This is a genomic window from Pontibacter locisalis, assembly GCF_042684605.1.
In the GTDB taxonomy this organism is placed as follows: Bacteria; Bacteroidota; Bacteroidia; order Cytophagales; family Hymenobacteraceae; genus Pontibacter; species Pontibacter locisalis.
The window spans coordinates 490,299-504,653 of the sequence record NZ_JBHULU010000015.1; the positions used below are offsets into that span (position 1 = coordinate 490,299).

At 43.3% G+C, this 14,355-nt stretch carries 13 protein-coding genes; 7 read left to right on the forward strand and 6 right to left on the reverse strand.

Features of this window, described 5'->3' with window-relative positions; all coding sequences use genetic code 11:
* Positions 1-10: 10 nt before the first annotated feature.
* Positions 11-2,263, reverse strand: a complete 2,253-nt coding sequence (locus tag ACFSRY_RS12465; protein WP_377507789.1) for a protein-disulfide reductase DsbD family protein — start codon at positions 2,261-2,263, stop codon at positions 11-13.
* Between the two features lie 560 nt (positions 2,264-2,823).
* On the opposite strand from ACFSRY_RS12465, the gene ACFSRY_RS12470 reads away from it, so the two are divergent.
* Complete coding sequence (locus ACFSRY_RS12470; RefSeq protein ID WP_377507792.1) at positions 2,824-3,135, forward strand: hypothetical protein; 312 nt, start codon at positions 2,824-2,826, stop codon at positions 3,133-3,135.
* Between the two features lie 209 nt (positions 3,136-3,344).
* On the forward strand, positions 3,345-4,658 hold the full coding sequence (locus ACFSRY_RS12475) for a hemolysin family protein (protein WP_377507795.1): 1,314 nt from the start codon (positions 3,345-3,347) through the stop codon (positions 4,656-4,658).
* 1 nt (position 4,659) lies between these two features.
* On the opposite strand, the gene ACFSRY_RS12480 is transcribed toward ACFSRY_RS12475, so the two are convergent.
* Positions 4,660-5,178 (reverse strand): gamma carbonic anhydrase family protein, encoded by a 519-nt coding sequence (locus tag ACFSRY_RS12480; RefSeq protein ID WP_377507798.1) that lies wholly within the window; start codon positions 5,176-5,178, stop codon positions 4,660-4,662.
* Between the two features lie 54 nt (positions 5,179-5,232).
* Complete coding sequence (locus ACFSRY_RS12485) at positions 5,233-6,216, reverse strand: radical SAM protein (protein ID WP_377507802.1); 984 nt, start codon at positions 6,214-6,216, stop codon at positions 5,233-5,235.
* 132 nt (positions 6,217-6,348) lie between these two features.
* On the opposite strand from ACFSRY_RS12485, the gene ACFSRY_RS12490 reads away from it, so the two are divergent.
* Complete coding sequence (locus ACFSRY_RS12490; RefSeq protein ID WP_377507805.1) at positions 6,349-6,780, forward strand: RidA family protein; 432 nt, start codon at positions 6,349-6,351, stop codon at positions 6,778-6,780.
* A 261-nt stretch (positions 6,781-7,041) separates the two neighbouring features.
* Here ACFSRY_RS12490 and ACFSRY_RS12495 read toward each other — a convergent pair whose 3' ends face one another.
* Entirely contained in the window at positions 7,042-8,571 is a 1,530-nt protein-coding gene (locus ACFSRY_RS12495) for an AbgT family transporter (protein ID WP_377507808.1), read from the reverse strand.
* Positions 8,572-8,730: 159 nt separating this feature from the next.
* On the opposite strand from ACFSRY_RS12495, the gene ACFSRY_RS12500 reads away from it, so the two are divergent.
* Together ACFSRY_RS12500 and ACFSRY_RS12505 are read left to right on the forward strand one after the other, a co-directional pair.
* On the forward strand, positions 8,731-9,624 hold the full coding sequence (locus ACFSRY_RS12500) for a S66 peptidase family protein (protein WP_377507811.1): 894 nt from the start codon (positions 8,731-8,733) through the stop codon (positions 9,622-9,624).
* A 225-nt stretch (positions 9,625-9,849) separates the two neighbouring features.
* Positions 9,850-10,920, forward strand: a complete 1,071-nt coding sequence (locus ACFSRY_RS12505; RefSeq protein ID WP_377507814.1) for a serine hydrolase domain-containing protein — start codon at positions 9,850-9,852, stop codon at positions 10,918-10,920.
* A gap of 74 nt (positions 10,921-10,994) precedes the next feature.
* Here the strand turns inward: ACFSRY_RS12505 and ACFSRY_RS12510 are convergent, their stop codons facing one another.
* The gene (locus ACFSRY_RS12510; protein WP_377507817.1) at positions 10,995-11,702 is read right to left on the reverse strand and encodes an endonuclease III domain-containing protein; all 708 of its coding nucleotides are present in this window, start codon (positions 11,700-11,702) and stop codon (positions 10,995-10,997) included.
* Positions 11,703-11,932: 230 nt separating this feature from the next.
* Between ACFSRY_RS12510 and ACFSRY_RS12515 the strand changes: the two genes are divergently transcribed.
* Positions 11,933-12,625, forward strand: a complete 693-nt coding sequence (locus tag ACFSRY_RS12515) for an MBL fold metallo-hydrolase (protein WP_377507820.1) — start codon at positions 11,933-11,935, stop codon at positions 12,623-12,625.
* 36 nt (positions 12,626-12,661) lie between these two features.
* Positions 12,662-13,297 carry a DUF2238 domain-containing protein gene (locus tag ACFSRY_RS12520; RefSeq protein WP_377507825.1) on the forward strand — a complete coding sequence of 212 codons (636 nt, stop codon included), beginning with the start codon at positions 12,662-12,664 and terminating at the stop codon, positions 13,295-13,297.
* A gap of 72 nt (positions 13,298-13,369) precedes the next feature.
* On the opposite strand, the gene ACFSRY_RS12525 is transcribed toward ACFSRY_RS12520, so the two are convergent.
* On the reverse strand, positions 13,370-14,050 hold the full coding sequence (locus tag ACFSRY_RS12525) for an OmpA family protein (protein ID WP_377507828.1): 681 nt from the start codon (positions 14,048-14,050) through the stop codon (positions 13,370-13,372).
* Between the last annotated feature and the right edge of the window lie 305 nt (positions 14,051-14,355).

The following is a 14,355-nucleotide window of genomic DNA, read 5'->3' on the forward strand; positions in this document are numbered from 1 at the left end:
GGCTTTTTGTTTACATATCTGTTATGTTCTTACTTTGCGCTACCTGATTATGCCTGGCTTTATAAGAAGCTATTCCTGCATCTAGGAAATCTACAAAGTTATTTACATTCAGATCATAGGCTATTGGCTTCACCAGTACGTTTTCCTGTGCATCCATCAATACATAATACGGCTGAGCATTCACATTGAATTTGGTGATTTGATAATCAGCGTACTTTTTGCCTATAGTGGTTTTCTCTTTGCCGTCGTATGTGCTGGTATACCATTCGCTCTCAGGAAGTTTAGTTCTGTCATCCACATATAAAGCAACAACAACATAATCTTCGCGAAGGCGCTTAAGTACCTCCGGATCCGACCACACGTTTTGTTCCATTTCACGGCAGTTAACACAGCCGTGCCCTGTAAAATCAATAAAAATAGGCTTTCCTAACTCTGCAGCACACTTTTTGGCCTGTTCCAGATCGAAGTAGCCTCGCAGGCCATGCGGCAAGTGCAGGAATTCACTGTATTTAGGCTTTTCACAAATTTCATTTGTCACACTTACAGTAGTAGTTCCTCCTCCACTTCCGCGAACAATATTACCTATATCGAAATCCTGAGTAGATTGTGGTGGCAGATATCCGGCAAGTGCTTTAAGCGGAGCCCCAAACAAACCAGGAATAAGATACACTACAAAACCAAATGTGGCGATAGCAAAGAAAAGACGTGGAACACTAAGATATTTGACATCTGAGTCGTGAGAGAACTTTATTTTGCCCAAAAGGTAAAACCCCATCAGTGTGAAAATCACGATCCATAAAGCTAGATACACCTCCCGGTCTAATATGCCCCAGTGGTATACCTGGTCTGCCACACTCAGGAATTTTAAAGCAAGAGCAAGTTCTATAAATCCCAGCACTACTTTAACAGAGTTTAGCCACCCACCTGACTTTGGCAGTCCGCTTAACCACGACGGGAAAATAGCGAACACAGTAAAAGGTAAAGCAAAGGCAAGAGAGAAACCAAACATACCTACCACCGGTCGTATTGTTTCGCCTCCGGCAGAAGCTACAAGTATACTTCCCACAATTGGTCCGGTGCAGGAAAAGGAGACCAGTGCCAGTGTAAAGGCCATGAAAAACACGCCAATCCAACCACCTTTGTCAGCCTGCGCATCCACTTTGTTAAGCCATGAACTTGGTAGCGTTATTTCAAACATACCAAAAAACGACATAGCGAAAATCAGGAAGATCAGGAAAAAGAGGATGTTTGGCAACCAGTGTGTACTAATAAAGTTGGCTCCATCAGCTCCAAAGAGCTTGGCAACGATAGTACCTATAAGTGTATAAATCGCAATAATAGAAAGTCCGTAGACGAAAGCTTTTACAATACCCTGCGCTCTATTGCCACTGCTGTTTGTAAAGAAGCTCACAGTCATGGGCACCATCGGGAAAACACAAGGCGTAAGAAGTGCCACCAGCCCAGACCCAAATGCTATCAGCATAAAGGCCCAAAGGCCCTCTGCTTCTGCTCCAGGTGCTGGTTCAGACACATCTCCTAAAATAAGCTCTTCACCTTGTTCATTGTCTTCGGAATTCAGTTCAGTTGCACCGCTAAAAGCACCTTCGCCTTCATTTATTTCAGTAATGGTGGCAAGAGTATCGTTAAATTCCTCCTCTCCTGTTTCACTTGTAGTATTTTGCTGCGCCATTTGGGTTCCGGTAGCTTCTGCATCTACTCCTGGCGCTGCGGGAGTATCATTGGCTGGCTTAGCTTCAGGAGTAGAAGCGGCTGTTACTTTTATCTGCTTGTTAGTAAAAGTGAAGGTATCATCAAAAGGAATACAGCGGCCGTCTACATCTGTACATACCTGATACTCATAGCTGCCCTTAACCAGCAGATCCGGCTTAAGCACCCGAATCTTCTGTCGGAACTGTGCAGTACCAGTAAAGTAGGTGTACTCTCCGCCCCACAGATCATCGTACTTTTTCTTAGGCTTTACAGGCACAAGCTTTCCCACAAGCTCATAAGAAGGATGCTTCTGAAATTTAAATTCAGTTACCATCGGACCCAGATCAGGATCGAAATCAGAGGAATAAAGGTACCAGTCTTTATCTATCTTAGCATTAAAGATCAGTTCAACTTCCTCTCCGACTGCTACCTGCTTTTTTGATACATCATAGCTCCAGGTGGCAGGTTTGAGAACCTGTGCTTGAGCAATAAAGGTGAACAGCAGAAACAACAAGGTTGCAGCTAGCTGCTTTATGATAGGTTTTCTATTCATTTTAATTAATACAAGCTTCTTTGCAGAGACCTGTTCAGGTTCTGGCACTACAAAAGTAGGCAATTTTGTGCTTATGCTCTCCCTCCCCATAATCGGGTAATGTGGCTTTTGGATAGACAACAAGTCAGACTACCCTAACGTTACAAGTGCCGCCCTATAAAACGGCGCCAAAAGTTATTATTACTAAAAGTTTATAATTTGTTTTTAACGAGGCTACGAAATTATCTCATCAAGTTTAGTGCAAAACAACCTTCTTCACACATGCCTTTCTTGCTTCTTGGTTAACATAACAGCTATTTCTATCACAACTCCAGCATCTAGACACGACATTTTGTTCAATTTATAATAAATATATTCAAATTATTTTATTTAATAATATCCATTATTATATATATTCCGTAATAAATACAAATTAAAACACATTCACTTATAAAAGCAGGAGGCTGACATTAGAATTCAGAACCTTCACAAACAAAACTAACCAGGCGGAAAATGTACTGGAATTATAAGAGCAGATAAAGTGTATAACTACTACAGGATTAAATAACACTCAACCCACTATGGAAAAAAAGTTAAACACACAAGAAGTACAGAAGTTGCGCACAGCATGTGGAAAAGAATACAGCAATGTTTTCAGAGCCATCAAACTTGTACGCGATGAGAAGCACAACTTTCATGTGGTGTATAAAACTTTTTCTGATGAGTATATTTATTCCTTTTGCAATCCCTTCCTGGACACAAATGCAGCCGACTCTTACAGATTGATATCTGAGGCAGAAGCAAAACAGATTTTCCTGCACCGGCTGTCTCAGGATAACGCTCTTGAATTGTTCAATTCTGTTGATGTGCCAAAAGAGCGTGTACACTCCTGAGGTCCTGCTTCGTGTCCTAAAACAAAAAGGTGCCAGACGGCACCTTTTTGTTTTATACTTTATTCAAAATAATCTATATTGGTAAGTAAAGCGTACATTTGGTAGTGTGTAACTTAACCTGTTAAACAGCTGCGATCATCACCCAAATAGTTAATACTCGTAATTTAACTTAATTTTACAGCATTACTGAAGCAACGCAGCTATTCATTATGATATTAGACGTACTCATTACCATTTTTCTTGTTCTTTTAAATGGCTTCTTCGTAGCTGCAGAATTTGCCATTGTTAAAGTTCGCGCATCCCAGATTGAACTGCGGGCACAAGCTGGAAACAACATGGCAAAGATGGCGCAGCGCATGCTCACCCACCTTGATGCCTATCTATCTGCTACCCAATTAGGTATAACGCTGGCATCTCTGGGGCTTGGTTGGATAGGGGAAAGTGTTGTATCGCAGATTGTAATTGATATCATGCGCTTCTTTGGCTTCTCAGGAAACGAAGCGCTTGCTCATACGATTGCACTTCCCATTTCCTTTGCCATCATCACAGTGCTTCATATTGTGTTTGGTGAACTGGCCCCAAAATCGTTGGCTATTCAACGCTCAGAGTCTACCTCATTAGCCGTAGCTTACCCGCTACGCTTTTTCTATGTCCTCTTCAGCCCTTTCATCTGGATGCTTAACGGCTTGGCTAATATGGTCCTTCGCTCAATGGGCATACATCCTGTACACGGGGCTGAGGTACATTCTGCAGAAGAGCTCCGTCTGTTGTTCGAGCAAAGTGCTGAAGGAGGCGCTATACATGAAGGCCACCACCAACTGATCGAGAATGTATTTCAGTTTAACGAGCGCATGGTGAAGCAGATCCTCGTGCCTCGCACTAAAATGGTAGCCATTGATGTAAACATTCCTGAGCAGGAATTAATGGAGGTGATCTTTAATGAAGGTTACTCACGCCTGCCTGTTTACAACGGCAATGTAGACAACATAGTAGGGATACTGTATGTAAAGGATATTCTGAGCATCATGCGCCTGAACAAACAGATTAACATTGAGCAACTGATGCGGCCTGCATATTTTGTACCTGAAACGAAAAAGATAAACCTCCTGCTAAAACAGTTCCAGCGCCGCCACATGCATATGGCTATCGCTACAGATGAATTTGGTGGTGTTTCGGGTATCGTAACCATAGAAGACATTATCGAGGAGCTTGTAGGTGAGATACAGGATGAGTACGATGAAGAGGCTCCGCTTGTAGAGCGAGTCAACGATTTTGAGTATAAAGTAAACGGCGCAGCAACCATATCTGATGCGAACGATTATCTGCCTTTCCCTTTACCAGAGGGTGAGGACTATGAGACCGTAGGGGGATTGATGAATGTGATCTACGGGCAAATACCGGAAAGTCTGCACGAGATAACTACCTTTCATCAGTATGATGTGCGGATACTGGAAAAGTCTGAGCGCCGTGTAGATTGGGTACTGCTAGTTGTAAGAGAGGAAGCAAGGGAAGAGATAAGTTAACTTATTCTTTCCCTGTAAACCAGCCGCTGTACATTACATAGTTGTTGGCAACTTTATCCAGTCCCTCCACCTGTTCCTGGCTTAGTTGCTTAACCTTCCGGGCAGGAATTCCGGCATAAATCCAACCTGACTCACAAACTGTATTCTCCAGAACAATGGCTCCTGCAGCTACAATACAATTTTTCTGAATCAGTGCGTTATCCATCACAATCGACCCCATCCCAATAAGTACATTGTCTTCCACAGTGCAACCATGTACAATTGCGTTGTGGCCAATAGAAACATTACTGCCAATAGTTGTTGCCGCTTTTTCATAAGTACAATGAATCACGGCTCCATCCTGAATATTTGACTTATCTCCGATCCGGATACTGTTCACATCACCTCGAATTACAGCATTAAACCATACCGAGCACTCATTGCCCATTATCACATCACCTACAATAGTAGCGTTTTCTGCAATAAAACAGCCGTTTCCCATCTGCGGCTTTACACCTTTAACCGGAAGTATTACTGGCATAAATTTAATATTAACAGTTTAAATCAAGAACAGAAAGCCTTTAGGGCTTGGGATTCAAAAAGGCATCAGCCGTTTCCAGGTACCTTTCAAGTAATTGTACTTAAGGGTACTTGGTAACGCCTTCCAAAAGTATTTGTTCATTTCTACAGCAAAGCTTGGTTGCATATAGCAATTGATTGTGCAGCCTTCACATTCCGGAAGTCTTCCTTCCTGCCCCTTCAGTTCCTCCACTTCCTGACTCTTGTACAGGTCGTACAGGTTACCATTAACAGGAAAGCTCTTTGCACCCAAATGATAACACGGCAACACAAGTTCGTTTTCTGGAGATATCACCAAGGTAGTGCTAGCAGCTTTGCAAACCGGATCATCAACGTGGTTTCCCCCATCCCGGCGCAGCTGTACAAAGCCATCATTCAGGTACACCCGCTTTCGGCGCCCGAAGTCAGACAGGTACTTTAGCTCCTCCTCCGTTAGCTGCTCTCCGGCATCTATATCATTATAATCAAAAGCCGGGTTTATGATAAGCAGCAACTTATTGGGCAGTACGATATCCTCATATACCTCCTCCAGTTGATGCAGGTTCTTCTTGAAAACCGTGAACAGGATGTCCGGGTGCTCGCCTAATTGCTTTGCCACTTTAATAGACTCCATCACAAAGTCAAAGCATGCTACACCACGCCCGGTATCGTGCTCTGTTTTATCAGAAGAATCGAGCGAGAAATGCAGCATATCTACTTTACCTTTCAGGCGCTCCGCCATTTTCGGATACAGCAGGCCATTGGTGGTAAGCGTGGTAACAAAACCCATATCATGCGCCATACCCAGCATTTCATCTATCTGCCGGTGCAGGAGAGGTTCTCCTCCTGTAAAATCTATCACCTGCACCCCCAGTCTTCTCAGGTCAGTCAGGTTTTGTTTTACGTCTTCTAGCGTAATGTAAGGTGATGGCTTTTCCCAGATATCACAGAACGAGCACTTTGCGTTACATCGATAGGTAACGTAGTAGTTGCAAAGTACAGGTTTAGAAGTTAGGCGCATAAGCAATGTTTGTGCTTCCAAAGATAAGCATAATGCCGGAAGTATACGATAGTAACTGACAGGTAAGCTGCCTCCGGTTTAGGATTGGCAGACAGAAATACTATATTTGATCTGAACTGAGCATGTAAAGCTATGAAAAGAAGAAATATTTCCTCAGGTGCAGTTTGGGAGGATATCATAGGATACAGCCGTGCTGTACGTGTAGGGAACACGATTGAAGTGGCAGGCACCACAGCCACAAATGGAGATGAAACTGTTGGTAAAGGCGATGCATATGAGCAGACAAAATATGCCCTTCAGAAAATAGAGAAGGCGCTTGTCCGTGCCGGGGCATCGATGAAGGATGTTGTCCGAACGCGCATCTTTGTAACAGACATAGAGCAGTGGCAGGAAATTGGCCGCGCCCACGGAGAAATATTCAGGGAAATAAAGCCTGTCTCTTCTATGTTAGAAGTGAAAGGGCTTATTAAGCCTGAGCTGCTAGTGGAGATTGAGGCCACTGCCATACTGGATAGGGATGAAAATTTCCTGACGCACTCCACTGATCCGTATTATGAAGTATAATGTTTAATAAGGTGAGCTTTACAGAAAATAATTGAGTGTTCGTCTAGTAATTTCTACTAATAAAGCCTTAAAGTGACTGCTTCGTCTAAAAAAATTTTAACATCAAATTAAACCTTTACTTTTGTACTGCATCTAAGTATGCAAAGGGCAACTTGTTTAAGGTGAGATGTAAGTAAGAGCCCACCATCTTCTACTACCTAGGAGAAATAAAAGAGGCCATACCTTACGGTATGGCCTCTGCTTTTTATACTATTTAAGTTCCTACTGCGCCATATACATCTCTGCACCTGGGCCAACAGGCAAGCCAGCCAAAATCCAAATAACCAAAAGAATTACCCACCCTATAAAGAAGGCAACAGTATAAGGAAGCATGGTAGAAATCACCGTTCCTATACCGGCTTTCTTGTCATAGCGTTGGATGAAAGCTACAATCAGAGCGAAATAAGACATCATGGGTGAAATAATGTTTGTCACACTATCTCCAATACGGTACGCCACCTGCGTAAACTCGGGAGTATAACCCAGCAGCATAAACATGGGAATAAACACCGGAGCCATAATGGCCCATTTCGCAGAGGCAGATCCCATTACCAAATTGATCAAAGCAGCCACAATTATGAACATGATCATCAGCGGAATATCACTAAGCCCCATGGTTTGCAATACATCAGCCCCGTTAATGGCAAGAATAAGCCCTAGGTTGGTCCAGTTAAAATAGGCTACAAATTGCGCCGCAAAGAAAACCAGTACGATATAGGATCCCAGCGTTTCCATGGACTTGGCCATGCCGCGCATTACGTCACTGTCATTCTTAATGGTTTTGGCACCTATGCCGTACGCTATACCAGCAACACCTGCCAGCAGGAAAATAAACGCTACTATACCGGACATGAATGGTGAGTGCAGGATTTCGTTTGTTTCCGGATCACGGAGGTAACCGTTATCTGGCAACAATCCTCCCAAAATGAATGCTACCATTAGTAATATGGCAATGGTAGCGTAAAGTAGTCCGCGCTTCTCCTGAGAATTTAACCTGTCAATACTTTGCGGCTTCTCATCACCCTCATATTCACCCAGGCGTGGAATAACCACTTTTTCCGTTACCCATGTACCTAATGCGGCAATCAGGAACGTGGACACGAACATGAAATAGTAGTTTGCAGCAGGGTTAACAATATACCCAGGATCAATGATCTTCGCAGCCTCGGTAGACAGACCAGCCAAAAGTGGGTCTACAGTACCTAAAAGTAAATTCGCACTATAACCACCGGACACCCCGGCAAACGCTGCTGCAAGGCCTGCCAACGGATGGCGACCGGCAGCCAGGAAAATAACAGCCGCTAAAGGCACAAGCAGTACATAACCTACTTCAGAAGCTGTGTTGGAAATAACACCTGCAAAAACGATCACAAACGTTAACAGGCGCTTTGGCGACGACAATACCACCAGACGCAGCACTGCTCCAATTAAACCAGTACCCTCAGCTATTCCAATACCCAGTAAAGACACCAGTACAGTACCCAACGGCGCAAAGCCAGTAAAATTTGTCACCATGCGGGTCAGAATCATATGCAACCCTTCTGTAGAAAGCAGGTTTACCGGTGTAACAGTTTCGCCGGTACCAGGGTGTGTCACCGCAAGGTCAAACTGGCTGGCCACCCAGGATAAGATGATAACCAACAGGGCAAAGCCTGCAAAAAGGGTGGCAGGGTGCGGCAGGGCATTACCAATGCGCTCCACTACCGACAGGAATTTATCTATTCCTGATTTCTTGGTCTTTACGTTAGTCATAAAAAGGTAGAGTTTAGCTTCACAATGCCGCCCAAGGTTGGAAACTGGTGCTACATTGTTCTCTTAAAGAAAGAGATTCCGAAGTTGGCCAAAAAAAGCCATCCTCGCAAATTTTATATAAAAGCCATATCTTAGCTTTTATCTTGTAACTCATTACCTATGATCCCAGAATTAAAGCCCGGCGATAAAATAGCCATAACAGCCACTGCCCGAAAAATAACCTACCCAGAGATTGAAATGGCTATAAGCATTTTCGAAAGCTGGGGCTTGGAAGTGGTGCTGGGGCAAAGTATAGGTGCCAGCTACAATTATTTTTCCGGAGATGATGCATTAAGACTACAGGACCTGCAGCAGTTCCTGGATGATGACAGTATAAAAGCCATTATCTGTGCCCGGGGCGGATACGGTACCACCCGTATCATTGATCAGATAGACTTTACACACTTCAGAAAATATCCAAAATGGGTAGTAGGATTCAGTGACGTAACGGCCTTGCACAGCCACATCCACAACTTTGGAATTGAGAGCATACATGGTGTTATGCCACTGCTCTTCCCAAAGGCAGGAGCTGAGGACGCCATTGAGACATTGCGCCGTGGATTATTCGGGAAGGAACTAAGATATTCTGCCGCTCCACATGCTTTTAACCGGACTGGCATAGCAACCGGCCAGTTAGTTGGCGGAAACTTATCGATGCTGCATACCCTGACAGGTACTAGTTCTGATATCAGTACAGAAGGTAAGATCCTTTTCCTGGAGGATCTCTGTGAGTACCTTTATCATATAGATCGCATGATGGTGCATCTTGACCGAAGCGGGAAACTGGCAAAACTAGCTGGGCTAATCGTCGGTGACATGAGCGACATGAACGATACCCCTGTTCCGTTTGGTAAAACTGCTTATGAAATTATTTTGGAGCACAGCGGCAAGTATAACTATCCTGTCTGCTACGGCTTTCCGGTAGGGCACGAGCCTCTAAACCTAGCGCTTATTTGTGGAAGAGAAGCGAATTTAGAGGTAAAGGAGGATAGTGTAAATCTAGTATATTGTTAGCCTACTACTTGTTTTATTGATTTCAGCTTCACCCTTTCTTGAATAATACTCATCGTTTGCTAGCGCTGCCGGCAGCAACATCTACTTGCTAAGCTAATAATATATTTATTAGATTAAGTAAATAATTACTACATTTATTCCCAAAAAACACTACCTGCCGATTACCTAATGATGTGTATTTTGGCACTATTACTTCTATTTATCCACGCACAAACCTATTCTACTATGAAAAAGATAATTATTGCTGCCTCCATTTTCCTGGCTTCTTTGTCTACAGCTCTTGCCAGTTCCGATACTACCGTTCTCAATATCATGAAAGAGTTTAATATTCCTGGCCTGAGCTATGCAGTGGTCAAGAACGGCAAGGTAGTTCAAAAAGGATACTATGGGAAAGCCAACGTAGAACTAAATGTGCCGCTAACGGAACAAAATGTTTTCCCTATCTTCAGCACAACGAAGGCTATTACCGGAATTGCAGCCATGAAGCTTATAGAAGAAGGTAAATTAAAGCTGGACGATAAAATTGGCAAGTACCTGGAAGGTCTGCCTGCACAATGGGAAAATATAACCGTCTACCAGTTACTGACTTTAACCTCCGGTTTACCTGACGTAGTAGTAGAACAAAAGCCTGGCTACACCATGGCTTGGGTAACGGAAAATGAACAGGACCTGATAAAGTCCCTTTCTGCACTTCCTATGCAGTTTGTACCGGGAGAGAGTTGGCACTATAACCAGACAAGTCTGAGCCTGCTGGGCCTAATTATCAGAAAAGTAACAGGTAATGAATACAGCAACTATGTCCAAAATGCAGTCCTTAACCCCCTAAACATGAAGAGCGCCAGGTTTGGTGATGTATGGAAGGTAGTTGATAACAGGGTAACAAACTATGGCATAAAAAAGAATGGTGAGTTGATGACTTGGAATACCTACCATTACCCTGATTTTGCTTTACCCAACGCAGGACTAAACCTGGGACTAGAAGATATGGTTAAATTTTGTAATGGTATTACGAGCAACAAAATATTAAAAGAGGAGAATCAGAGAAAAGTATACACTGTAGCAAAGCTTAACAACAACAAAGACAATCTATTAGGAGAAGGTGTAGGGTTTGGTATGGGATGGATGGTAATGGACATGAATGGCGTAAAGGCCTATGGGATGTCGGGTGGTGCTGCTACGGGTTTTTTAATCTTCCCTGAGCAAAAGCTATCTGTTATTCTACTTACAAATGCCTCCGGGATAGATGTAGAAGGATTGATCATGAGAATAGCCTCTCCACACCTCATCGTTAAATAAACTATTAAGAAAATACCTAAAGCTCTCAGCTACAGGCGGTGAACAGGCAGCCGCTATTAACCGCCTGCAGGAGCTTACGCTGCCTTATCTATACCTTTCTTTCGTACATCCTGATAGTAATTACAGATACTATTAAGTACACACCTTTCACATTTAGGGCTGTAGAATGTACAGATGCGCTGCCCGTGGCGCAGCATATGGATATGGAAGTTATACAACTCCACTGGGTCCGAAGGCAGTATATCCAGTAACAGATCATGTGCTTTGTTAGCTGTCACCTTTGCTCCAATAATACCTACTCTTTGACTTATCCTGAATACATGTGTATCAACAGGCATAACCGGCTTCTTAAAATTGAACAGCAATAGTAAGGTAGCGGTTTTGGGTCCGACACCTGGTAGCTTTGTCAGCCATTTCATAGCCTCTTCTACAGGTAAATGCTCCAGAAAATCAATATTTATTTCTCCCCTTTCTTCTTTTATTATCCGCAGGGTTTCCTGTATCTGCGGGACTTTTTGCCCCGGATAACGTGTGGTAGCTATTGCATCAGCCAGTTCCTCAAAAGGAGCATTCATTACCCCCTCCCAATCTTTGAACCGCTCCAGCATTGTATTATAAGCCTTCTCTTCATCAGCGTGGTTCGTCCGGTGCGAAAGCATAGTAGAGATAAGCTCGTGCATTGGCTCACGTCTATTCTCCAGCCTTAGCCTTTTGTAGGCACTATTCAGCAGGTCATGAGTCATCAATGCCTTCTCTTCAGCAGGCAGTTTATGTGCATCCATAGTTACAGCGGCTTGTGGATAATTTCTTTACGAGCCACGGCCCCTTCTGTTAAAAATACAGCTTTTATCATAGTAACACTTTGAGCCTGTTGCCATAACACCCCAAACTATTCTTCCCTATTATTGCACTTTTAGAAACACAAACAACTTGATCGGCACAACTATTTAACATGTTTCAACGCTATATGCAGAGTTACTGTGAGAACTTGTTGATAATACCACTCAAACATATGTACATTAAATTCCTGGGAACAGGCGGCGCCTTTGATACGGATTATTTAAACTCTGCTGCCTTGCTGGAGTTTCGCCATATAAACCTGTTGATAGATTGTGGCTTTACTGTTTTCCCAACGCTTGTAAAAAAAAGTCTGATTAATAAAGTAGATCATATTCTTCTTACTCACCTGCATAACGATCATTGCGGGAGTCTCGCTAATTTACTGTTATATAAGCATGTGGTAGAAAAAGTTAAACCTCCGGTAATCTTTTATCCATCTGAGCAGTTTAGGCAACAGCTTTATGAGTTTTTGAAAATACAGGTAAAGGACCCGGATAAATATGCTGAGTTTGTAGCTTTAGAGCATTTTGATGGCATTACAGCCATAGATACCTATGGCCAGCACTCGGAGGGGATGCAAACCTATGCCTATATTTTTGAGGAAGAGGGCAATCGTATTGTATACTCCGGCGATTTGGCTAAACCAGAGACGCTTTTTGAAAAGCTTGAGAAAATGCCATCAATGGATACCTGTGTATTTCACGACATTACTTTCAATCCCGCCAACACCGGTCATACCTACTATAAAAAGCTTCTTCCCTATTTAAATGGGCTCGACATGTTTGGTTACCACTGCGATCCTACCCAAAACCCATCTGATAACCCCATACGCCTCGTATTTTATCAGAAGGAGTTGATGGCATAACGAAAGCAGTGCCGCCAGTACGCCCAAAGTGTATTTATGACCACAAAGACAGCCGAAAAGAAAAGTGTCCTGCATAACCCGCTTCACATAGCTTACTGTGTGCTGTTCCTGATATTCTGGGTGTACACAGGAGTTACTACACCCGACCTGGAGAACTGGTTACTGGAGAATACCCTTACATTGTCCCTGATTATCTTCCTGATTGCGTTTTATAACATTTTCCGCTTCTCTGACCTTAGCTACTCTCTCATTTTCCTCTTTCTGCTTCTGCACGTGTATGGCAGCCAGTACCAATATTCAGACAATCCATTTGGTGAGTGGCTTAGGGAGCAGTATCAACTACAACGAAATCCCTATGACCGCCTGGTGCACCTGGGGTTTGGTTTACTGCTGTCTTATCCCTTGCATGAGATTCTATACCGGAACTTTAGCATAAAGCGGTTCTTCAGTTATCTTATGCCGGTTGAGATCGTGCTGTCGCTAAGTGCCCTGTATGAAATAGTAGAGTGGATAGTGGCAGACATTTTTTACAAAGGAGATCAGCAGGGTATGGAATTCCTAGGTATGCAGGGAGATATGTGGGACGCTCAGAAAGACATTGCCTTGGCTATGGCTGGCGCCACAGTTGCTATGGTTACAGCCGCATTATTAAAAGCGAAGAAAAAGGCATAAAAAAAACCAGCCACATCAAAAGATGTGGCTGGAAAATCACCAATTATTCACTACCTATTATCTATTCTAATCTTACAGATCACCACGCTCAGCGGCTTTCCTCATTTTCTCATTTGCAAAGATTGCGATCTCCACACGACGGTTCTGCTGACGACCAGCCACTGTAGTATTATCAGCAACAGGCTGCGTATCTGCGTATCCCTGGGTTGTCATGCGGCTACGGTCAACACCCATTGATGAAAGATATGTAGCAACAGACTGGGCGCGGCGCTCAGAAAGCGGTTGGTTGATTTCACGCGTACCGGTATTATCTGTATGCCCTTCTATCACGATGTTCGTGTCAGGGTACTTTTTGAGCGTTTCCGCTAACTGCGCAATCTCTGTTCTAGCACCAGGCTGTAGTTCGGCAGAGTTAACCGGATATAAGATGCCAGAATCGAACGTAATTTTGATACCTTCACCTACACGCTCTACCTGAGCGCCTTCCAGATCTCGCTGTAACTCTTCAGCCTGCTTGTCCATCCGACGGCCGATCAGAGCACCAGCAGTACCACCCACGGCAGCGCCAATAATTGCGCCTGTTGCAGTACTACCGGTAGCTTTACCAATGGCACCACCTACTACGGCACCAGAGCCGGCACCAATTATACCACCTTTAGCGGTTCTGCTCATTCCTCCTTCGCCTGAGGCGCAAGAAGACAGCAACACAGCTATAATGGCTATTATTGAAAGATTGATTCTAAAGTTTTTCATAATTGTTTATTTTATCTTCTTGATGAACTGTTAGTTCTGTGCTTAATACTTATATATAAACTAAAATGTTTGGTTCTGCTTATGTAAGTAATAGCTCTAATAAGGGGATCAGGCATTCAAAAACTTCTTTACCTACTGTATTACAAACGGTTGCATCCTTGTTCACTTATACTTAAACGACTTTAATAATATTCAGGTTTTTGTATCATTAGTAAGTAATCTACTGCTATACTGCTAACTTTTTAAAGCAAAAAAGCCGCGGCAGCCAGTTGTCTGGCGGCCGCGGCTTTTACTCTTAAATTTAT